Source organism: Bacillus sp. N12A5 (genome assembly GCF_026790125.1).
Taxonomy (GTDB): domain Bacteria; phylum Bacillota; class Bacilli; order Bacillales; family Bacillaceae; genus Bacillus.
In genome coordinates this window covers 97,157-118,997 of record NZ_JALAMR010000004.1, presented here as the reverse complement: position 1 = coordinate 118,997, position 21,841 = coordinate 97,157, and the positions used below count along the sequence as shown (strand labels likewise).

The window sequence follows — 21,841 nt, the reverse complement described above, 5'->3', positions numbered from 1 at the left end:
CCTACAAATCATAAGAAGGAGGAATTAAGTTGAGAAAACAACTAAAGCTTAAGCTAGGAACAAAAATTCTTTGCCTGGTTTTCGTAATTATTCTTTTGTTTTCAATAGCAGTCGGCACTGTGATGCTTAAAGAAATTACTGAAAGCATGAAACAAATGGCAACGGAAAAAGCGAAAGGAGATCTCGCTTTAAGCAGCGTTTATATTGACGATGTCGTTTCTGGGGAATGGCAGGTAAAAAACAATAAACTATTCAAAGGCCAGACACAAATCAATGGAGATGAAGATATTGTTGATCTGCTTGGCGAAAAAACAGGTGATACGGTTACCATTTTCCAAGGAGATACCCGTGTTGCAACCAATGTCATGAAGAACGGCGATAGGGCAGTTGGCACCCGGGCTTCTTCTGAAGTTACTGACGCTGTTTTAAAGGAGGGAAAACGATTCTATGGACAAGCAGACGTGGCAGGCTCCTCTTATCAGACGGCTTACATGCCTTTAAAAGATCAAAACGGGAACATCATCGGCATGCTGTATACCGGAGCCAATCAAAGCATTTTGGCATCGCTCACCAAGTCACTCTTCATTCAATTTGCTATCGTTCTTGCTATCGTTGTTATTGTATCAGTCATCCTTGTTCTGCTTTTCACCAGAAGAATCAATAAACGGCTAAACGCTTTAAAATATGCCTTTGAGAGTGCCGGAAACGGAGATATGACAATAGAGGTATCAGATAAATCCGGTGACGAATTATCAGAACTCAGCGTTTATTACAATAAGATGAGAATGAAACTGAACAATACCATCCAAACGGTACAGCAATCAGCCCTTCAGCTTGCATCAGCCTCCCAGCAGCTCTCAGCAGGAGCAGAGGAAACAAATCAAGCTTCAGAAAAGATCACAGAAGCTGTACAGCAGATTGCAAATGGAGCCCAGCATCAGATGACTAGAATTGAAAGCAGTGAAAGCTCACTGAAACGAGCTTCAGCAGACATACGGGATATTTCTTCAAACACAGCTGCTATCGCTGACAAAGGGCAGCTTGCGCAATCAAAAGCTGACATTGGGCAAAAGGAAATTGCAAATGTGCAGGCACAAATGGATGCGATACACCATTCGATTCAGAAAAGCGGAGAAATTATACAGCATCTGGACGGCCGCTCTAAACAAATTGAACAATTTTTATCTGTCATCACCCAAATTGCCGATCAGACAAACCTGCTTGCCCTGAATGCAGCGATTGAAGCTGCAAGAGCAGGTGAACATGGCAAAGGCTTTGCTGTTGTTGCCGATGAAGTACGTAAATTAGCGGAAGAGTCACAACAGTCTGCAGGCCAAATTTCAACTTTAATTACAGAGATACAAAATGATATGAATCAATCTGCAAGATCTGTTGAGCATGTAAAATCTGAGGCTGCAGAAGGTGTCACCATGATTCACCGCACGAGAGATGCATTTAAGGAAATTGCAGCCACAACAAATGAAATCAGCGTTGAGATCAGGGATTTATCAGCATCTGTATCAAACATTTCAGCAAGTGCCCATCAAATAAACGATTCCTTTGCAGCCAATACCGCTGACATAAAGGAATCTACTGAAAATACCCGGCAGGCGGCAGCATTAACAGAAGAGCAATTCGCTGCGATGGAAGAGATTACTGCCGCTTCTGAAACGCTATCTCAATTAGCTGAGGAGCTTACCGGTATCATAAGCCAATTTAAAATGATTGATCAACCTGAAAACGGCTGATGACTGACTATCATTATTGTAAATTGCAGCGGCATTTTACTGAAAGTAAATATTTCGACCTGCTAACATCACGATTTTTGCAATAAACTGAGGGTAAAACAAAAAATTTTAATCTTTACACCAAACGCTTTCTGGATTACTCTTGGGTCAGTTTTAAAGTTGCTAATAGCGGGAGGTGAACATCACGATGGACATCATAAAAACGATACTTCTCGTCATCGCCGTCATAGCAGCTGCAGCTGTCGGCCTGATAAAGGGAGACTTTTTCTCAGCTGATCAAAAAACGTCTCAAACGAAAGGATATGACGAAACCATCGCCTTCCCTTCTGACCGTTATCCCGAAACGGCCAAACATATTAAGGATGCGATAAATGAGGGGCACTCAGATGTGTGCACCATCGACAGAGACGGAGCTGAGGAACGCCGCGAACAGTCTTTAAAAGACGTACCGCCCAAAAAGGGGTATGACAGAGATGAATGGCCAATGGCCATGTGCAAAGAAGGCGGGGAGGGAGCTTCTGTAGAATATATTTCTCCTGCTGATAACCGCGGTGCAGGCTCTTGGGTCGGACATCAGCTTACCGATTATCCTGACGGCACAAAGGTTTTATTCGCAATTCAGTAAACAGTTAAAAGAGGAGGAACAGCACATTGATTAAGTCATGGAAGCCGCAAGAACTGTCGATTTCATATCATCAATTTACTGTATTTCAAAAGGATTCTGCACCTCCTGTCATGGATTGGACTGACGAAGCGATTGAAAAGGGATATGTTGCGGCAGACGGAGCCATTTCCTTTGAAGCACAGAGAAATACAAAGGCCTTTATTCTTTTGCGCCTTAATAGTTCAGATACTGTAAACTCCTACGAAAAAAAAGTGACTGTTCCTTTTCATGTCACAGAAAACGGAATTGAAATTGAAAGCATCATGTCTAAAAGGCTGTCCTTTGATCTTCCTAAAGGAAACTATCAATTGACATGCTGGACTGTGCCGGCTGAGATGTCAGATTTGCACGCCGACACTTATATTATTGATGCTGTTTCTGTGCAATGAAAAAGCCCTGAGAGAATAACTCTCAGGGACTCTTTATAAACTTTCTCCGTTTGTCTTGATGACATCTTGATACCAATAAAAGCTTTTTTTCTTCAAGCGTTTTAAATCGGATGTGCTTTCTTCATCACGATTGACATATACAAATCCGTATCTTTTTTGGTAGCCGTTCAGCCAGCTTAACAGATCAGTAAATGACCAGCTGCAATAGCCAATTAAATCAACACCGTCGCTGATGGCTTGTCTGCATTGCTCAAGATGCGAACGCAAATAATCAATTCGGTAATCATCCTGCACAGTGCCACCTTCAACCTTATCAAATTCACCCAAACCGTTCTCTGTTATAAACACTGGTAGCTGATAACGGCTTGTAATACGGCGAAGACCGATACGCAAGCCAATTGGGTCAATTGTCCAATCCCAGTTACTCGTTGTCAGATGCGGATTTTTTTTCGTTTTGAACACCCCTGGTATCCCTGTTTCCTGGTTGGTCCCCTTTTGCCCTGTTGTATTCATTTTCCCTTCAGACACACCGTCAAGCGGATTTCGTTCATAGGTGATCGTTTGATAATAATTCACACCTACAAAATCAGGCTTACCTTTGGCAAGCAGCTCCATATCTCCTGCTTCGATTGTCGGCGCCCATCCTTGTTTTTCTAAATAGCGGAAAGGGATTTGCGGGTAGGTTCCCCAGCAATACATATCAAGCCACCAGTTGTTCATAAATTCCTCTGCGTTTTCAAAAGCCAGTATATCTTCTGGATGGCTGGTTAAAGGATATGCCGGAGAATAAGCAAAGCTTGGACCGATTTTGCCTTCAGGAACATATTTCCTAAAAGATTCAATGGCTTTCGCATTTGCCAGAAACGCTATATGGTTTGCTTCGTAAAATCGTTTTCTGTCTTTCACTCCAGGCGGATGCATGGCTGTAATAAATCCGTGATTAAAATTGTAGTTCTGTTCGTTTAACGTAACCCAATATTTCACCCTGTCTCCAAAACGTTTATAAAGAGTAATACAGTAGTGATTAAAATCCTCTATGATGTTTCTGGATTCAAACCCGCCGTATTCGTCCATAAGCGCTTGAGGCAAATCCCAGTGATATAAAGTCAGAACCGGCTCGATGTGATGAGAAAGCAATTCATCAATCAGTCTATCGTAAAACGCTAGACCTGCTTCATTGATCTCTCCTTTTCCTTTTGGAAAAACCCGTGGCCAGCTGACGGAAAATCGATACGCTTTTAACCCCATCTCAGCCATCAGAGCGACATCTTCTTTAAATCGGTGATAATGGTCAACCGCAATGTCGCCATTGGTTCCTTTAAACGTTTTGCCCGGTATTTTCGTAAACACATCCCAAACAGAAGGGCCTTTGCCATCTTCATTCCAAGCGCCTTCAATCTGGTACGCTGCAGAAGCAGAGCCCCACAAAAAATGTTTCGGAAAAGATTCTGGATGCTGGTGGATCATAGTGTTTATCACTCCTGAAATATTTGATAAACCTATCATAGGTTATGAAACGCGTTTCAGATCAACTTGATATTAATCGCGGAAAAGCTCATCAGATATGTCCATTTACAAATAACACAAAAGCACCCAATTCCCATTGGATGCTTACTGTCTTAATGCCTTTTTTCAAATTTATGTGCATGAGGGTGAGGCTTTGGAACAAAGCCGTTTTGTTTCATCATTTCAAAGTGTTTGTCCATATGATTTTTGATGTGTTCGCCTCTTTCTTTAGGCAGGACACCGTACTGTACATACTTTGAGATCACGTCTTTGCGCTTTTTTAGTATGTCTGCTTCCAGCTGTTCAATTTCTTTCTTTTGCTGATCTGTCAGTGTAACATTTGCGGGAGGCTGCTGCTGTTTTTCAGCGGCTTCAGCTGTGCCGGTGAGCGAAATGACAGCCGCGGCTATGAACATTGTGATGATATTGATTTTTATTCGTCTCATCCAATTTATTCCTCCAATCCTATTTTTCATATGTTTTGCTGCCTTGCATTTTTTATGCATACAAAATAAAAAGAGCGAACCATTATTCGCTCTTTCTGATCTGTTCGTCATTATCAAGTTCTTCTTCACCCGGTGACGCGTAAGTGACATACGTTCCGGCGATTAAATCATGCAGGGTCCGTTTGTCTTCTCGCACGGCGATGAGAATCAGGCTGGCGATCAAGCCAAGTCCGAAGGTTATACCGTAAACCAGGCCGGCTACAATAACCCGTAAAAACATTGTTAACAGGCTGACTTGTGATCCGTCTTTTTTTTACAATTCTGATTCCGCAGATTCTTTTTCCGATAAGGTAGCCGCGCCAGAATACCGGCAGCAAAATAGAGTACAGCAGCACGATCAGACTGATGAACATGCTGTCGTTCGGATCTTTTCCTGTAATTAGCCAATAGATCAGCAAAAGAGGCACCGAGACAATAATGTAATCCAGCAATGCAGCTCCCAGTCTGATCCAGAATCCGGCTGGTTTGTAAATATTCATTTGACTCCCCCATTATGGTTTCAATATAGCTTTGATGTTTCCAGCTTCTTTCTTATCGAATATATCATATGCCTTATGGACTTCAGCAAGACTTAATTTATGCGGAAGATTGAGTTCATGCTTTTTTCACCCATTTATACAGTATTGCTATCACATGAATGACGGTTGCCCGATCCATTGTGATATAACAGCCTAATTTCGGGGTCTTATACACCCTTCACTTCAACATGCTATCCCTGGGCAACTCCTTTTATCACCTCTTCCCTTCATAGCCTCTTTTAAACCGCCACACGTCTTTTGTATACACAATTCGAACTTTTTGAAAACGCGATCAACATATTGCAACCCCTTATGTTCAATGCTATCTTTTTAGTTGATTAACAGATTGGGGGAACTATAGGTGAAATCATTCAAGCATTCCAAAGCCGTTATATTTAGTTTCACAATGGCTTTCTTTCTTATATTGGCAGCCTGTTCCGGCAAAAATGAAGCCGGTTCCAAGGATGCAGGCTGGGAGCAAATCAAGGACAAAGGGAAAATCGTAGTCGCTACATCAGGTACGCTCTATCCCACTTCTTATCACGATACCGATTCGGGTTCCGATAAGCTGACGGGCTACGAGGTTGAAGTTGTTCGTGAAGCGGCAAAACGCCTGGGGCTGAAGGTTGAGTTCAAGGAGATGGGCATTGACGGGATGCTGACAGCGGTGAACAGCGGACAGGTTGACGCAGCTGCAAATGACATCGATGTGACAAAGGACCGCGAGAAGAAGTTCGCATTTTCCACTCCATATAAATATTCATACGGTACAGCAATCGTGCGTAAAGACGATTTATCCGGGATTAAAACGCTAAAGGATTTAAAAGGGAAGAAAGCGGCTGGTGCGGCAACGACCGTCTACATGGATGTCGCGAGAAAATATGGCGCCAAAGAAGTGATTTATGATAATGCGACCAACGAGCAATATTTAAAAGATGTCGCCAACGGACGCACTGATGTTATTTTAAACGACTATTACCTGCAGACACTTGCACTCGCAGCATTCCCGGATCTCAACATTACGATCCATCCTGACATTAAGTACATGCCGAACAAACAGGCGCTTGTCATGAAAAAAAGCAATGCAGCACTTCATGAAAAGATGGACGAAACATTGCAGGAAATGAGCAAGGACGGCACTTTGACTAAGCTGTCGAAGCAATTCTTCAATAAAGCAGACGTATCAAAGAAACTGGATGTCGACGTTCAAGACGTTGATTTGTAATTGGACGCCATGATCAATAGTATTCAGTGGGACTATATTTTCAACACGAAGCTGGCCATTGAATCGTTTCCTTATGTTATAAAAGGCATTGGATATACGCTGCTCATCTCTTTTGTGAGTATGTTTGCGGGTTCGGTGATCGGCCTGTTCATATCACTCGCCAGAATGTCTCAGCTTGCGTTGTTAAGATGGCCGGCGAAGCTCTATATCTCATTTATGCGGGGCGTTCCGATTTTGGTAATCTTATTTATCCTATATTTTGGATTCCCTTACATCGGCATTGAATTTTCCGCCGTCACGGCCGCTTTAATCGGTTTTAGCCTTAACAGCGCCGCCTACATTGCGGAAATTAACCGTTCAGCCATTTCATCCGTCGAAAAAGGACAGTGGGAAGCCGCATCCTCGCTGGGTCTTTCCTATTGGCAGACGATGAGGGGCATCATTTTGCCGCAATCGATACGTATTGCGCTGCCTCCGCTTGCCAATGTATTGCTCGACTTAATCAAGGCATCATCTCTCGCTGCGATGATTACAGTGCCGGAATTGCTCCAGCATGCGAAAATCATCGGAGGCAGAGAGTTTGATTACATGACCATGTATATTCTGACCGCTCTCATTTATTGGGCCATCTGCTCAGCAGCGGCCGCTTTTCAGAATATCCTTGAGAAAAAATACGCTCATTATGTTTAAACAAACGTTTCATTAAAAAAGCCGCTCCGCAGGAGCCGGCTTTTTTCTATTGATTCAGCTTCCACTTGAACGGGTCCTCAAACAGCGACCAGTCGGAATCAAATTCGTACTCAGTCAGCAGGCATTGATCAAGCTCTTTCGTGATGGCTTCTTCATCCAAGTCGGTTCCAATAAACACTAGCTGCGTCAGCCGGTCGCCGAATTCCGGATCCCAGTCCTCCAAAATTTCCGGTTCTTGCTGTTTGACTTGCTCCTGCTCAAGCTTTGGCAACGCCGCCACCCAGTACGATACAGGCTCAATCGTCACTGACGGCCCGGCTTGCGACATCAGCAAAGCGAGGTTATGATGTGAGGCGCACCAGACGATCCCTTTTGCGCGGACCACGTTCTTTGGCATTTGATCCATCCAGCGATAAAATCGTGTGGAATGAAACGGCAAACGTCTCTTATACACAAATGAAGAGATGCCGTATTCTTCTGTTTCCGGAGTGTGCTCCGTATGGCCTGCCGTCAGCTCTTGAATCCAGCCGGCCGATCCGCTCGCTTCCTCGAAATTAAATAACCCTGTATTCAAAATCTCCTGCGGCTTTACATTTCCTTTGACGGAACGTATAAATTTGGCCCTTGGCTGCAGTTTGCGAAGGACTTGTTCAAGCTGTTCGAGCTCTTGCTCGCTGACCAAATCACATTTATTTAAGATCAGAACATCGCAAAACTCGATTTGATCGATTAAGAGGTCGGCAATGTCTCTTTCATCCTCTTCCCCCAGTGCTTCTTTGCGGTCCAAAAGACTATCGCCTGACTGGTAATCATGCCAAAAACGGTTGGCATCAACCACTGTCACCATCGTATCCAGCTGACAGAACTTTGTAAGGTCGATCCCCATCTCTTCGTCAATATAAGAAAAAGTCTGGGCTACTGGGATCGGTTCACTGATTCCTGTCGATTCGATTACGATATAATCAAACCGCCCGTCTTTTGCCAGCTTCTCGACTTCAATTAATAAGTCTTCGCGAAGCGTACAGCAAATGCAGCCGTTTGACATTTCCACTAGTTTTTCATCTGTTCTGGAAAGGCCGCCTTCCTGCTTAACCAATCCCGCGTCAATGTTCACCTCGCTCATATCGTTGACGATGACTGCTATTTTTAATCCTTCACGATTTTGCAGAATGCTGTTCAGCAATGTTGTTTTTCCTGCGCCAAGATAACCGCTCAGTACGGTAACCGGAATTTTTTTCATGATAATGTTCCTCCTTATAAAATAGAATGATTACGATTTAAATCGTATGCTTCGCCGTATGTGTAATGGTGTAGGCAGCTTTTCGCGCTCCGGAAATATTTCTCGCTGTCGGCCCGATTTCCAACTCAGCAAAGGCTCCCATCACATATAATCCTTTTCCCCATTGCAAATCCTTGCCGACAATCGGAAAACCGCATCCTGCACATGGCAGCTGCTCCGCTTCTGCCGCTCGCTGTACCCACTTGAACCGGCTGATGTCCGAGGTAAAACCTGTTGCCAATGCGATACGCTCGAATTCGTATGGCGATTCGCTGTACCTGCCATGTATCTGCAACTTGCCGTCATCTGTTTTTTGGCAAGCGTCCATTTCATCGTGAATAACTTTTATTCTGCCCTCTTCCCTATAGACAGCAAGCGTTCTTGAAATGTCCTTTGGAAAAGAGCCGCGATGTCTCGCGCTTGTGATCCATTGCCTTCTCTTTTGATAGTTTGACGTTTTACTGAATGCTTTCATATATTTCGGACCAAGCCACCCCGGATCACTGTCAAAGTCATAGATTCGGAACGGATGCCTCACCAGCATCGTGACATCATGGCCGTCATCGGCGAGTTTTATGGCGTAATGAGCCGCCGTTATCCCTCCGCCTACAACTGCCATTTGTACACTTTCATTACTTACATCATGCACCTTTCTATCAAACACATGATAAATGCCGTCATTCTGAAATGGTTTTGCCCACTCCGGCCAAGAAGGCTGATGAGAAAAGCTCATGGCTAAAACCACTCGTTCACCTGTGATTATTCCGGCGGCATCTGTCTCTGCTTCCCACAACCCATTTTTCCTCCTCAAATCTGTCACTGTGCCTGTTTTCCATGCTTGTTCAATATGTATCTCATCCAGCACAGTCTCGCAGTGCTGATTAAAGAGTGACAGCGAAGGCCTCTTATACCTTCCAAAGAACACGTCCGGCCATTGGCTTTTATCCGCATACATTTGCAGGCTGAATGGCTCTGTGTCCACGTGATGAACTGATGGAGAGCGCAAGTATTTCATCTGAATGCGGCCCGTGTTTCGTTTCCAGCATTCAAGCGGCCGTTCATGGGGATCAATGACAGCAAGATCCTTAATCGATGCCTTTCCGCTTTTCACCAGATGCACAGCCAAGGTTGTGCCTTGGATGCCGCCGCCGATGATCAGCCATTTATACATGGGAGAATCTCCTCTCTACAAAACGTAATTGTTACGATTTAAATCGTATGTTCTTTTTTCCTTTTTGTCAACCGCTTTTTCGTTCAGCTGATCACAACCTTTGTATGTTCAGGGATGTTTTCATATATCCATTTTGCATCTGGGATGGTCAGCCTGATGCAGCCATGTGATGCTTGCATTCCTAGCTTTTCTGCTTCTTTTTCGATGACTTTTTTATCCTTTGTCATTGGCACACTGTGAAATAAAAATTCGCCATGGTTTTTCCATGAGACCCAGTACTCCGCACCTTCCTGGTATCCTTCGGAGAAGAACCATTCTCCCCGTTCAGGCTCTACATAAAAGGTGCCCTTTGGCGTAGCGTCATCCTTTGTTTGATCAAGTCCTGACGAAACTATCATTGTATAGATGGTATTGCTTCCTTCTTTGATGTAAGCCTTCTGTTCTTTCACGTTCACATCAATCCAGACCTTCTTCTGCTTGATATTCGGAAATTCACCGCCAGAAGGCTTAGTCCAATCAATGCTTGTTTTTTCTGGCTTTCGGGCGGGCGTTATGTGCTCGTCCGTTTTCTTCGTATTTGAACTTGCGGGTTCTTCCTCATGATGAGAACATGCTGACAGCAGGCTGGCCGACATAAGAACTGTACTAATTAATAATGAGCATTTCATATTTTATCCACCTGTTTCAAAAAACGCAGCTTCGCATAGGCATCGTGGAGATGGATTGACTCTTCATTGCGGCATTCTATCTCAAAGGCTGACACCCATTCAAGCTCATACAAATCCGCGGCAATCAGCCGGGCGAGATCCTCAACAAATCTCGGGTTTTCATATGCCGTTTCCGTCACGGCTTTTTCATCAGGGCGCTTCAGCACCGGATGCAGTCTCGCGGATGCATTTGATTCTGCGGTGTGAAGCAAATCGGCTTTAAAATCGCTTGGTAGCGATGAGGCCGGACGAATATCCGCCAAAATGCTGACCGTTCCCCTCTGATTATGGGCACTATACTCACTGATTTCCTTGGAGCAAGGGCACAGCGTCGTTACTTTCGCTGAGATGCCGGCACGCTGTTCAAACGGCTCATCTTCGCGATAGGTGACAGACATCAATATGTCAGCATGCATCAGACCCGCTTTCTCAAGCTTCGGGCTTTTCCGTTCAAAAAACCATGGAAACCGCACGTCGACTGAAGCAGAGGTCTGGCCCATGTTTTCTGCAAGCTCTTTTGTAAATTGCTGCAGAGAGGAAAATGAGAGAATCCAGCCGTTTTGATGATAGATTTGCAGCAGCTCTGTTAACCGGCTCATGTTTATCCCCTTCTGATGTCTTTGCAAATCACAAGTCATTGTAAAATTCGCAGCCGTTGTTTGCTCAGCTGGCATCATGGCAGAAGTGATTGTGACTGGATGGGACACATTAGCAACACCTACCTGCTGAATGTCAAAAAAATAATCCTTCCTGATATTTTGCAGATCCTTCATTTTCTCTTTTTCTACAGGCTTCTCGCCTTTCATCGGACTGACCGACCCAAAGTATCGAAGGCGCTCCGGTTTTCCCGGAAGCAGCGTGTGTTGTTTCAATCAGAAAACTCCTCTCGTTAGATAAATCGTAATAATTACTATTTATTTTGATCGGTTCACTGATTAAAATCAAGAGAAAATAAAAAAGACACGCACAAATGCGTGTCCGTCACAACCTAAACATCCGCCGGGCTGCTTTCCGCGCTCCAGCTTTTTCTCCAGTAATAGCCTGCGGCAAGCACGAGTGCAAATGCCAGCAGCGCGATACAAGAAAACGTGATAAAACCGATAGCATATGTGCCTGTCATCTGCTTTAAAGATCCTAAGATATTAGGCAGGAAAAAACCTCCGATGCCTCCGGCCGCACCGACGATTCCCGTCACCATGCCGATTTCTTTGCGGAAGCGCTGCGGTACGAGCTGGAATACGGCTCCGTTGCCCATTCCGAGCCCCATCATTCCGACAAACAAAAGAACGATGACCATTGAGAGCGACGGCAGGCTGCTGACCCCGGCCATACACAGAGCCACGATGACAAACAAGACAGAAAGCACCTTTGTGCCGCCGACACGATCTGAAATCCAGCCGCCGACAGGCCGGAAAAAGCTCCCCGCCGCCACACATAATGTGACAAAATCACCTGCGTGAATTTTTGACAGCTGGTATTGATCGACGAAGAAAATAGATAAAAAGCTTGATAGTCCGACAAATCCTCCAAATGTAACGCTGTACAGCAGGCAGAAAAACCATGTTTCCTTTTGCCCGAACACATGCAGATAGTTTTTGAGCGGCTGCGGCGCTGGCTGTGCAGGAGAATCCTTTGCCATGGATACAAAAAGAACGAAGACGATCAATAAAGGAATAAGCGCAATTCCCATGACAATGTGCCAGCCGAACTGCTCTGCCAGACGCGGGCCAAACAGGGTTGCAAACAACGTGCCGCTGTTCCCCGCACCGGCAATTCCCATCGCAAGCCCCTGCAAATGAGGCGGATACCACCTGCTGGCCATAGGGAGCGCCACAGCAAAACTCGCCCCCGCCACACCAAGCAGAATCCCGATGGCATACAGCTCAGACAGCGACCGGCCGCCAAATGTCCCCCATAACAGCGGAATCATTGTCACGAGCATTCCGATTACAGCTGTTTTTTTCGGTCCGATTCTGTCCGTTAAAATACCTAAAATGATGCGAAAAACAGACCCTGATAAGATCGGCACAGCCACGATAAGCCCTTTCTCAAAAGGAGACAGGCCAAAATCCTGAGAAATATAAACCCCCAGCGCCCCAAGCATAACCCATATCATAAAGCTCACATCAAAGTATAAAAAGGAACAGAGTAAAGTAAGTGGATGACCGCTAGTTTTCAGTTCCGACAGCTTCATAAGATTCCCCTTTCTTGACCCTAAATTATTTTACATTTTCTGAATCAAGGATATATGACCATTTTTTTCTGGAAAAGACATGTGTAAGTTTTTGTGACACGTTTAATGCGTTAACAATGCATTGTGACATATTTTTTAATAGGAGAGTCAAAGGAGGTCTGGCACATGAAGAAGCAAAGATTGGTGTTAGCCGGAAACGGAATGGCCGGAATCCGCTGTATTGAAGAAGTATTAAAGCTGAATCGCCACATGTTTGAGATTGTCATTTTCGGAAGCGAACCGCATCCCAACTACAATCGCATTCTTTTATCCTCTGTATTGCAAGGTGAGGCGTCACTCGATGACATTACACTGAACAGCAAGGATTGGTACGACAAGCACGGAATTACGCTTTACATGGGCGAAACAGTTATTCAAATCAATGCAGATCAGCAGCAGGTCATCACAGATCGGAAACGCACTCTGTCGTATGACAAATTAATAGTGGCAACAGGCTCCTCCCCTCATATTCTCCCCATCTCCGGGGCGGACAAAGAAGGTGTCTATGGATTTCGAACAATAGAAGACTGCCAAGCGTTGATGAGCATGGCTGAGCACTATCAAAAGGCAGCAGTGATCGGAGCCGGCTTATTAGGACTGGAAGCAGCTGTTGGTTTACAGCATCTCGGCATGGATGTCAGCGTCATTCACCACTCCGCCGGCATCATGCAAAAACAGCTTGATCATACGGCATCGCGGCTGCTGCAAACGGAACTGGAACGGAAAGGCTTAACCTTTCTTTTGGAGAAAGACACCGTATCCATTTCTGGCATCTCTCGGGCAGACGGCATCCGTTTTAAAGACGGATCTTCACTGAAGGCAGACTTGATTGTAATGGCTGCTGGCGTGAGACCGAATATTGAATTGGCTGTATCAGCCGGAATCGCAGTAAACCGCGGGATCATCGTGAATGACTACATGCAGACAAGCAAACCGAATATCTATGCCGTTGGCGAATGCGCCGAGCACAATGGAACAGTGTACGGATTGGCTGCACCCCTTTATGAGCAGGGAAAAGTTCTCGCCAAACATATTTGCGGCATTCCATGTGAGGGATATGAAGGCTCAGCGCCATCTGCAGCTTTAAAAATAGCCGGTATTGATGTGTGGTCAGCCGGAAAGGTTCACGAAGACGAACACACAACGGGAATCAGCATCTGCGATGAACAAGCAGGCATCTATAAAAAAGCACTCTTTGAGGATGACAAACTGGCCGGCGTTATTTTATTCGGAGACACGCGTGACAGGCAGCGATTTCTCGACAGCCTGCTTAAACAACGAGACATCTCCATTGTCAAAAAGCAGATCTTTACACCAGAGAAAACCGGCACATTTTTTGAATCCATGCCCTCCAGTGAAACGATTTGCCAATGCAACTCAGTGACGAAAGGCGTAATTGAAGAAGCGGTACACACAAAAGGCTTAACAACTGTTACGGAAGTCAGGCACTGCACCAAAGCATCCGGCTCCTGCGGAGGATGTAAGCCGCTCGTTGAAGATCTTTTGAAGCACATGACCAGCGGCGAATATACATGGCCCGCACGCACGCCTTCGTTTTGCGGCTGCACCGATTTTACAGAAGACGGCATTATCGCTGAGCTTCAGCGCAGGCCATTCTCTGGTCCGGCAGAAGCGATGAGCCAGCTTGGCTGGAAAACGAAGAACGGATGCAGCAAGTGTGTCCCTGCGATTCAATACTATCTGGAAATGCTGCACCCTGGTTTTGTTCAGCCTGAATCAGCCGCCGAAGATACATACATCCTGATTCCGCAAATGTACGGCGGGCGGACGGATGCGGAGCAGCTAAGAAACATCGCTGACATCGTCGAGGCATACAGCATTCCTGATGTATCCATCACTCACGGCCAAAGACTGAAGCTTTCCGGGATTAAGCCTGCGGATCTCCCGAACATTAAAAAGGACCTGAAAATGCCCATTTGCTCCAATGAACACCGCCGCACGCTGCAAAGTGTCAGCGCATGTACATGCGGACAAAACCGATCGATTCAGGAGCTGGCAGCCCGGATTGAGAGACAGCTTGAGTTGCTTTCCATGCCTGCCTATATTTCTGTCAGCTTATCATGTGAAACAGACTGCACCGATGCTGCCATACAAGATTTCGGTGCGGTTCGGACGCCAGCTGGCTGGGACATTTACATCGGCGGCATCCGGGGAACCCATGCCCGGAGCGGAACTCTGTTTTGCGTGACAGACACCGCAGACAGCACTGCCCGCATGATCAAAGGACTGATCCAGTATTACCGGGAAACGGCTCATTACGAAGAAACCGTACATCAGTGGATGGACCGTCTCGGGATCGTGCATATCAGAGAAGTGCTATTTGAAGAGGAGCTAAGGACACAGCTGCTGGAAAGCCTCCAATCCGACCTGTCACTGATTCAAAAACTGCCCATAGAAACAGGCGCACACACTAGAAAGGATGAGGCATTTTGACTGAACGACTGCTTAGATATTTCCGTGAGAAACAGCAAGACATCCAATCAGAAAAAACGTATGACACCCAATGCCCGTTTTGCAGCATGCAGTGCAAAATGCAGCTCGTGGAACAAACCATCGTCACACGGAAAAAATACACAGCAATTGGAATTGACAACCCTACCACACAGGGCCGTTTATGCATGAAAGGTATGAACGCCCATCAGCATGCCCTGAACGCCTCCCGGATCACCCGGCCGCTGCTGAAGAAAAACGGCGAATTTACGCCTGTTTCCTGGGAAGAAGCACTGAATTACATTAAAGACCGAGTGACTCTGATTCAAAACGAGCACGGCCGTGATGCCATGGCTGTATACGGAAGCGCATCGATTACGAATGAAGAGGCGTACTTGCTAGGAAAGTTCGCACGGGTGGGCTTACAGACAAAATACATCGACTACAACGGGAGACTTTGTATGTCCGCCGCAGCAACCGCAGCCAACCAAACATTCGGCGCGGACAGAGGCTTAACAAATCCCTTATCAGACATCCCCCACACCCGTGTGATCATTCTGGCCGGCACCAACATTGCGGAATGCCAGCCTACGATAATGCCGTATTTTGAAAAAGCGAAAGAAAATGGAGCTTACATCATTGCCATTGACCCCCGCGAAACAGCGACAACGAAAATCGCCGATCTTCATCTAAAAATTAAACCCGGCACAGACGCCGCCCTAGCCAATGGTCTGGTCAAAATCATCATCGACGAACAGCTCATAAACGAGGATTTCATTCGATCGCGAACAAATGGATTTGAAGAGCTGAAGCAGCATACAGACGCGCTGAGCCTGCATGACATCGCCGAACAGACGAGTGTCCCGCTGGCGCACATAAGAAAAACGGCCGTAAAGTTTGCCAAGGAAACGTCCGGCATGCTGTTTACCGCCCGCGGGATTGAACAGCAAACCGATGGAACTGCGGCTGTGAAAGCCTTCTTAAACATGGTGCTGATCACAGGAAAGATCGGCAAACCTTACTCGGGCTACGGGGCGATCACAGGACAAGGCAACGGGCAAGGTGCCAGAGAGCATGGCCAAAAAGCCGATCAGCTTCCAGGGTACCGCTCTATTGAAAACGAACAACACCGGGCGCATATTGCGAAAGTGTGGGGAATCCATCAGGACGAACTCCCGCGAAAAGGTGTCTCAGCCTATGAAATGATGGAAAAAATCAACGGCGGCGACATCAAAGGACTGTTTCTCATGTGCTCCAACCCTGCTGTTTCCAGCCCAAATGCGAATCTCGTCAAAAAAGCTTTAAGTAAACTGACACTCTTTGTCGCAATCGATTTGTTTATTTCTGAGTCAGCGGCATACGCAGATGTGATTTTGCCCGCCTCCTCTTACTTAGAAGATGAGGGCACTATGACAAATGTTGAAGGCCGCGTGACATTAAGAGAAGCAAGCCGGCCGTGTCCCGGAGAAGCAAAGCACGATTGGCAGATCATTTGTGACATCGCATCTGCTCTTGGAAAAGGCCATTATTTTTCTTATACGTCAGCAGAGGAGATTTTTAATGAATTAAGAGAGGCAAGCCGAGGCGGACTTGCCGATTATTCAGGCATCACATACGACAGGCTCAGACGTGAAGGCGGGATTCACTGGCCGTGTCCGGAACCTGATCATCCCGGAACCGGGCGCTTGTTTTCGGACACATTTGCACATCCGGACCAAAAAGCGGCATTAAGTGTGATCCCAAACGAACCGTCCGTTCCAAAAGAGAAACCGACAGCCGATTATCCGCTGTATTTAACGACAGGAAGAGTCATGTCCCATTACTTAACAGGCGTCCAAACGAGAAAAAGCGCCGCCCTTGCCGCGAGATATTTTGAATCGTTTATGGAAATCCATCCGCAAACAGCAGCGATTTACAATATTGAGGACCGTGTGCTGGTAACAGTAGAATCGCCGCGTGGAAGCATCACGGTCCGCAGCAAATTATCGGAACAAATCAGAAAAGACACCGTTTTTATTCCCATCCATTGGGCAGACGCTCAAAATGTGAATGATGTAATCGGAGGAGCCTTAGATCCAGCCTCTAAAATGCCTGGTTTTAAGGTATGCGCCGTCCGAATCAGACCTATTTAAATTTTTCATAAAATTTTTAGAACTTTTCGTATATTTTGTTACATTTTATAACATGTATCTTAAATATTTCTTTTTGCTGTGCTACGCTGGAAAAAACATTGATAAGGAGCGGATCATCTGATGGGAAAAAAACAGCTAGTTCTTGTTGGAAATGGAATGGCCGGGGTAAGGGCCATTGAAGAGATACTGAGTGTTTCAAAAGACGAGTTTCAGATCACAATTTTCGGTGCCGAACCGCATCCCAACTACAACCGAATCCTTTTGTCAAAAGTGCTTCAAGGCGATACAGACATCAAAGATATTACGTTAAATGATTGGGACTGGTACGAAGAAAACAATATTCAATTGTATACAAATGAAACAGTCATCAAAGTGGACACGGAAAACAAAACGGTCATCACAGACGCTGACCGAATCCAGCCTTACGACGAATTAATTCTGGCGACAGGCTCTGTTCCTTTTATTCTTCCGATTCCGGGTGCAGACAAAAAAGGCGTTACGGCCTTCCGGGACATAAAAGATACAGACACAATGCTTGCCGCATCAAAAAAATATAAAAAAGCAGCCGTCATCGGCGGAGGACTGCTTGGTTTGGAAGCAGCACGCGGACTGCTGAATCTCGGCATGGACGTATCTGTCATCCATCTCGCCCCATACCTGATGGAACGCCAGCTTGATGCAACAGCAGGGCGCCTGCTGCAAAACGAGTTGGAAAAACAAGGGATGACCTTTTTACTTGAAAAGCAAACCGAAGAAATTGTCGGTGATGGCCGTGTTGAAGGCCTCCGTTTCAAAGACGGCACAAGCATTGAAGCTGATTTAGTTGTCATGGCTGTCGGCATCCGCCCGAATACACTGCTCGGCACAGAAAGCGGCATTCCGGTCAACCGCGGCATCATTGTTAACGATTATATGCAAACTGAAATCCCGCACATTTATGCGGTCGGCGAATGTGCAGAGCACCGCGGAATTGCCTACGGTCTTGTGGCGCCGCTCTACGAACAGGCAAAAGTGCTGGCGAAGCATATTTGCGGCATCGAAACAAAACCGTATGAAGGCTCCGTTCTCTCCACCCAGTTAAAGGTATCAGGCGTCGAGGTCTTTTCTGCCGGTGACTTTGATGAATCAGAGGACAAAAAAGCGATTAAAGTATTCGATGAGCAGGACGGCATCTATAAAAAAATCGTTCTGAGAGGCAACCAAATTGTCGGTGCTGTTTTATTCGGCGACAGCAGCGAGGGCAACCGCCTGTTTTCTATGATTCAAAAAGAAGCCGATATCTCTGAAACCTCAAAAATATCAATCTTACAGCCTCTTAACCAAGAAGCAGGCACAAGCATTACCGCAGCGATGAGCGACGATGAAATCATCTGCGGCTGCAACGGCGTGTCAAAAGGTGACATCATTCAAGCCATACAGGAAAAGGGCTGCTCGTCAACGGACGAGATCAAAGCATGCACCGGTGCATCCCGTTCATGCGGAGGCTGTAAGCCGCTCGTAGAAGAAATCCTCCAGCATACGCTCGGATCAGACTTTGATGCGTCAGCGCAAAAAGAAGCGATTTGCGGCTGCACCACATTGTCGAGAGATGAAGTCGTAGAAGAAATCAAAGCCAAAGGGCTGTCACATACAAGAGAAATCATGAACGTGCTCGGCTGGAAAACGCCAGAAGGCTGCTCCAAATGCCGGCCGGCTCTGAACTACTACTTAGGCATGATCAATCCAACCAAATACGAGGATGAACGGACATCCCGCTTTGTGAATGAACGAATGCACGCCAATATTCAAAAAGACGGAACATACTCAGTCGTGCCTCGGATGTACGGCGGCGTGACCAACTCTACAGATTTGCGCAAGATCGCCGATGTCGTCGACAAATATGAGATCCCTCTCGTTAAAATGACTGGCGGCCAGCGAATTGACCTCATCGGCGTGAAAAAAGAAGACCTTCCGAAGGTATGGGAAGATCTTGATATGCCATCAGGCTACGCATACGGAAAGACACTGCGCACAGTAAAAACGTGCGTAGGCGAGCAATTCTGCCGTTTCGGCACACAAGACTCCATGGCACTGGGCATTGCGCTTGAGAAAAAATTCGAAGGGCTGAACACGCCTCATAAAGTCAAAATGGCCGTGTCTGCCTGCCCGCGGAACTGTGCGGAATCCGGCATTAAGGACCTTGGCGTTGTCGGCATTGACGGAGGCTGGGAGCTTTATGTCGGCGGAAACGGCGGAACACATTTGCGCGCCGGCGATTTGCTGATGAAGGTGAAAACAAATGAAGAAGTGTTAGAATACGCAGGCGCTTACCTGCAATATTACCGGGAAACCGCAAACTATCTGGAGCGTACGTCCGCGTGGCTTGAGCGCGTCGGTTTATCCCATGTCCAATCCGTGTTAAACGATCCGGAAAAACGGCAGGAGCTGAACGACCGAATGAATGAAACACTCTCTGTCCACAAGGATCCTTGGAAGAACTTCCTGGAAAACAAACAAACCTCTAAAGAATTATTCGAAAATGTCGTAACGACATCATAATGGCAAAAAAACAATCATTGAGGAGGAATGGACATGGTAAACAAAGACGTAACAAAAGTATGTATCGGAAAAATTGGAGAATTGCCTGAACAATTAGGCAAAACAGTGTATATTGAAGATAAGGAGCTTGCAGTCTTCAAGCTTTCAAACGGAAGCATCCGCGCCATCGAAAACCGCTGTCCGCACAAGGGCGGCGTTTTGGCAGAAGGCATCGTCAGCGGCGAATATGTTTTCTGCCCGATGCACGACTGGAAAATCTCCTTAGAAGACGGAATTGTCCAAGAGCCGGATCACGGATGCGTCAAAACATACGAAACGCTGATCGAAGGAGAACATGTTTATCTCGTATATTAATCAAAAGACCGGATCACTTTTTCAAGTGACACCCAGATTGTTGGCAAAATCCTAAAACGGGTTATGGTTTTAGGATTTTGTCATCTTTCAGCGTGATAGAAAAGCCTTGAAGTATAGGAAGGCCGAGCATCGGAGCAAAGTGAATGTGAAATTCGTGAGCACCGAAGCGCAGGACTGAAAACGAATGTGAAGGTTTGTCGACACGCTGTAGATCACTTTTCAAGTGATCCTTCATTTTTTACAGTGACGGAAGGATGACATGATCATGAAGAACGGAATCGTATATTTCGTGGGAGCCGGCCCCGGCGATCCAGGGCTGCTCACCATCAAAGGAAAACAGGCGCTAGAGAAAGCAGATGTCATTTTATATGACCGGCTCGCCAATCCGAAGCTGCTCGAATTTGCATCACCGGACTGCCAGTTTATTTATTGCGGAAAACTGCCAGACCGCCATTTTATGAAACAAAGAGAAATTAACGCCCTGCTGGTTGAAAAAGCACTAAAGGGCCTAACCGTTGTCCGTTTGAAAGGCGGAGATCCGAGCGTATTCGGCAGAGTCGGCGAGGAAGCAGATGCTCTCCATGAGCACGGCATCCGCTATGAAATGGTGCCGGGGATCACCTCTGGAATTGCAGCGCCGCTATATGCGGGCATCCCCGTCACACATCGGGATTTCGCATCATCTTTTGCCATGATCACCGCGCATGATAAATCATTAAAAGGCACGCCGAATCTCGACTGGGAAGGGCTTGCCCGAAGTGTTCAAACCCTTGTCTTTTACATGGGTGTCAAGAATTTGTCTTATATTTGCCAGCAGCTCATTGCGTACGGAAAATCCCCTTCCGTCCCTGTCATTGTGGTCCAATGGGGAACATGGGGCCGCCAGCGGAGCGTGAAAGGATCACTTGAGAACATTCAGCAAAAAGTTCAGGAGCACCAGATCACAAACCCTGCCATTATCGTCATCGGAGATATCGTCAACCTTCAGACACACAGCTGGTTTGAAAGCAAACCACTCATTGGCCGGCACATGATGGTTGTCACGCATGGCGATGATGAAGATCCGCTGGCTGACAGGCTGCGTGATTCCGGTGCTGATGTCATTGAATGGCCGAAATGGCGAACTGAAAACATGCCTGTCAATGAAGAGATTCTTCAAAAGATCGGCACCTTTGAATACATGTTCTTCACATCGCGCCGTGCGGTTTGTGAATTTTTCCAAGCGCTGGCTTCCAGGAACATCGACATCCGCCAGCTGGCAGCCCGACTGTGTGCAGCATCTGAATATGCAGAGACGGAGCTTAAAAAACGGGGGTTTCTCGTCTCCGCCATTCAGCCTGATTCAGAAAAAACTCTGGTTGTCGGGAGCCGCCATGCAGTGGAAAACATGCCAAAGCATGAATCCTGTTCGTTTTATATCACTCATGAAAACGTCATAGATGACCGGTTCACCCACATGATTCAGCGTACTATCAGTGAATCCTCGCTGCACATGGTCATTTGCCCGAACAAGCTGTCCGTTCAGCAATTGATCAGTGGTGGTGAACAAATTGGCCTCTCGCCGGAACCGTCAGCAAGCCGCCCCCCTATCGTCTGCATAGGCGATGACTCAGCTGCCGAAGCTTATGGATTCACAGCTGTACAAGAACAGGATGAATTGCTAGCTTTTATTCAGAATCAACAGACGCAGAAAAAGCTCCTTCACAGCTGATGGCTGGCAGCCCTTTTTT

17 protein-coding genes and 1 pseudogene are annotated in these 21,841 nt (G+C 46.3%); 10 read left to right on the top strand and 8 right to left on the bottom strand.

Annotated elements, in window-relative coordinates; translation table 11 throughout:
- The first annotated feature begins 29 nt into the window (after nucleotides 1-29).
- From tlpC to nin, 3 genes are all read left to right on the top strand, one after another.
- Nucleotides 30-1,748: a methyl-accepting chemotaxis protein TlpC gene (tlpC, locus tag MOC09_RS05845; RefSeq protein WP_268369883.1), complete on the top strand. Its 1,719-nt coding sequence runs from the start codon at nucleotides 30-32 to the stop codon at nucleotides 1,746-1,748.
- 175 nt (nucleotides 1,749-1,923) lie between these two features.
- Nucleotides 1,924-2,373, top strand: a complete 450-nt coding sequence (gene nucA / locus MOC09_RS05840; RefSeq protein WP_268357982.1) for a DNA-entry nuclease — start codon at nucleotides 1,924-1,926, stop codon at nucleotides 2,371-2,373.
- Nucleotides 2,374-2,399: 26 nt separating this feature from the next.
- A complete protein-coding gene (gene nin, locus MOC09_RS05835; protein WP_268357981.1) occupies nucleotides 2,400-2,801 on the top strand; it encodes a DNA-entry nuclease inhibitor in 402 nt (133 codons plus the stop codon).
- 33 nt (nucleotides 2,802-2,834) lie between these two features.
- On the opposite strand, the gene bglC is transcribed toward nin, so the two are convergent.
- The 3 genes and pseudogenes from bglC to MOC09_RS05820 form a co-directional block, all read right to left on the bottom strand.
- Nucleotides 2,835-4,268, bottom strand: coding sequence for a 6-phospho-beta-glucosidase (bglC, locus tag MOC09_RS05830; RefSeq protein WP_268369881.1), 1,434 nt, complete (start codon nucleotides 4,266-4,268; stop codon nucleotides 2,835-2,837).
- A gap of 152 nt (nucleotides 4,269-4,420) precedes the next feature.
- A complete protein-coding gene (locus MOC09_RS05825; RefSeq protein WP_268357977.1) occupies nucleotides 4,421-4,753 on the bottom strand; it encodes a YckD family protein in 333 nt (110 codons plus the stop codon).
- A gap of 82 nt (nucleotides 4,754-4,835) precedes the next feature.
- Nucleotides 4,836-5,292, bottom strand: a pseudogene (locus tag MOC09_RS05820) (RDD family protein).
- A 400-nt stretch (nucleotides 5,293-5,692) separates the two neighbouring features.
- Between MOC09_RS05820 and MOC09_RS05815 the strand changes: the two are divergent.
- Both MOC09_RS05815 and MOC09_RS05810 read left to right on the top strand, forming a co-directional pair.
- Complete coding sequence (locus MOC09_RS05815; protein ID WP_268369880.1) at nucleotides 5,693-6,556, top strand: transporter substrate-binding domain-containing protein; 864 nt, start codon at nucleotides 5,693-5,695, stop codon at nucleotides 6,554-6,556.
- 9 nt (nucleotides 6,557-6,565) lie between these two features.
- Complete coding sequence (locus tag MOC09_RS05810; protein WP_268357975.1) at nucleotides 6,566-7,246, top strand: amino acid ABC transporter permease; 681 nt, start codon at nucleotides 6,566-6,568, stop codon at nucleotides 7,244-7,246.
- Nucleotides 7,247-7,292: 46 nt separating this feature from the next.
- On the opposite strand, the gene zinU is transcribed toward MOC09_RS05810, so the two are convergent.
- From zinU to MOC09_RS05785, 5 genes are all read right to left on the bottom strand, one after another.
- The gene (gene zinU, locus MOC09_RS05805; RefSeq protein ID WP_268357973.1) at nucleotides 7,293-8,486 is read right to left on the bottom strand and encodes a zinc metallochaperone ZinU; all 1,194 of its coding nucleotides are present in this window, start codon (nucleotides 8,484-8,486) and stop codon (nucleotides 7,293-7,295) included.
- Between the two features lie 37 nt (nucleotides 8,487-8,523).
- Complete coding sequence (locus MOC09_RS05800; protein WP_268357972.1) at nucleotides 8,524-9,696, bottom strand: NAD(P)-binding domain-containing protein; 1,173 nt, start codon at nucleotides 9,694-9,696, stop codon at nucleotides 8,524-8,526.
- 83 nt (nucleotides 9,697-9,779) lie between these two features.
- Nucleotides 9,780-10,364 carry a L,D-transpeptidase gene (locus tag MOC09_RS05795; protein WP_268357971.1) on the bottom strand — a complete coding sequence of 195 codons (585 nt, stop codon included), beginning with the start codon at nucleotides 10,362-10,364 and terminating at the stop codon, nucleotides 9,780-9,782.
- Nucleotides 10,361-11,275: a GTP cyclohydrolase FolE2 gene (gene folE2, locus MOC09_RS05790; protein WP_268357969.1), complete on the bottom strand. Its 915-nt coding sequence runs from the start codon at nucleotides 11,273-11,275 to the stop codon at nucleotides 10,361-10,363. Before folE2 ends, MOC09_RS05795 begins: the two co-directional genes overlap by 4 nt.
- Nucleotides 11,276-11,391: 116 nt before the next feature.
- On the bottom strand, nucleotides 11,392-12,597 hold the full coding sequence (locus MOC09_RS05785) for an MFS transporter (protein WP_268357968.1): 1,206 nt from the start codon (nucleotides 12,595-12,597) through the stop codon (nucleotides 11,392-11,394).
- Between the two features lie 165 nt (nucleotides 12,598-12,762).
- Here MOC09_RS05785 and nirB point away from each other — a divergent pair, with 165 nt between their 5' ends.
- The 5 genes from nirB (at nucleotide 12,763) to cobA (ending at nucleotide 21,822) form a co-directional block, all read left to right on the top strand.
- On the top strand, nucleotides 12,763-15,090 hold the full coding sequence (gene nirB / locus MOC09_RS05780; protein ID WP_268369878.1) for a nitrite reductase large subunit NirB: 2,328 nt from the start codon (nucleotides 12,763-12,765) through the stop codon (nucleotides 15,088-15,090).
- Entirely contained in the window at nucleotides 15,087-17,219 is a 2,133-nt protein-coding gene (gene nasC / locus MOC09_RS05775) for an assimilatory nitrate reductase catalytic subunit NasC (protein WP_268369876.1), read from the top strand. Before nirB ends, nasC begins: the two co-directional genes overlap by 4 nt.
- A 120-nt stretch (nucleotides 17,220-17,339) precedes the next feature.
- Complete coding sequence (gene nasD, locus MOC09_RS05770) at nucleotides 17,340-19,757, top strand: NADPH-nitrite reductase (protein ID WP_268369875.1); 2,418 nt, start codon at nucleotides 17,340-17,342, stop codon at nucleotides 19,755-19,757.
- A 33-nt stretch (nucleotides 19,758-19,790) separates the two neighbouring features.
- Nucleotides 19,791-20,111, top strand: coding sequence for a nitrite reductase small subunit NirD (gene nirD, locus MOC09_RS05765; protein ID WP_014662717.1), 321 nt, complete (start codon nucleotides 19,791-19,793; stop codon nucleotides 20,109-20,111).
- A 259-nt stretch (nucleotides 20,112-20,370) separates the two neighbouring features.
- Nucleotides 20,371-21,822: a uroporphyrinogen-III C-methyltransferase gene (gene cobA, locus MOC09_RS05760; RefSeq protein WP_268369872.1), complete on the top strand. Its 1,452-nt coding sequence runs from the start codon at nucleotides 20,371-20,373 to the stop codon at nucleotides 21,820-21,822.
- Nucleotides 21,823-21,841: the final 19 nt, after the last annotated feature.

Bases quoted from the DNA above. Each gene is read 5' to 3' on its own strand.
- nirB (WP_268369878.1), top strand. From the start codon at position 12,763: ATGAAGAAGCAAAGATTGGTGTTAGCCGGAAACGGAATGGCCGGAATC.
- MOC09_RS05825 (WP_268357977.1), bottom strand. From the start codon at position 4,753: ATGAGACGAATAAAAATCAATATCATCACAATGTTCATAGCCGCGGCT.
- MOC09_RS05810 (WP_268357975.1), top strand. From the start codon at position 6,566: ATGATCAATAGTATTCAGTGGGACTATATTTTCAACACGAAGCTGGCC.
- MOC09_RS05800 (WP_268357972.1), bottom strand. From the start codon at position 9,696: ATGTATAAATGGCTGATCATCGGCGGCGGCATCCAAGGCACAACCTTG.
- MOC09_RS05795 (WP_268357971.1), bottom strand. From the start codon at position 10,364: ATGAAATGCTCATTATTAATTAGTACAGTTCTTATGTCGGCCAGCCTG.
- bglC (WP_268369881.1), bottom strand. From the start codon at position 4,268: ATGATCCACCAGCATCCAGAATCTTTTCCGAAACATTTTTTGTGGGGC.
- nirD (WP_014662717.1), top strand. From the start codon at position 19,791: ATGGTAAACAAAGACGTAACAAAAGTATGTATCGGAAAAATTGGAGAA.
- nasD (WP_268369875.1), top strand. From the start codon at position 17,340: ATGGGAAAAAAACAGCTAGTTCTTGTTGGAAATGGAATGGCCGGGGTA.
- zinU (WP_268357973.1), bottom strand. From the start codon at position 8,486: ATGAAAAAAATTCCGGTTACCGTACTGAGCGGTTATCTTGGCGCAGGA.
- cobA (WP_268369872.1), top strand. From the start codon at position 20,371: ATGATCATGAAGAACGGAATCGTATATTTCGTGGGAGCCGGCCCCGGC.
- MOC09_RS05785 (WP_268357968.1), bottom strand. From the start codon at position 12,597: ATGAAGCTGTCGGAACTGAAAACTAGCGGTCATCCACTTACTTTACTC.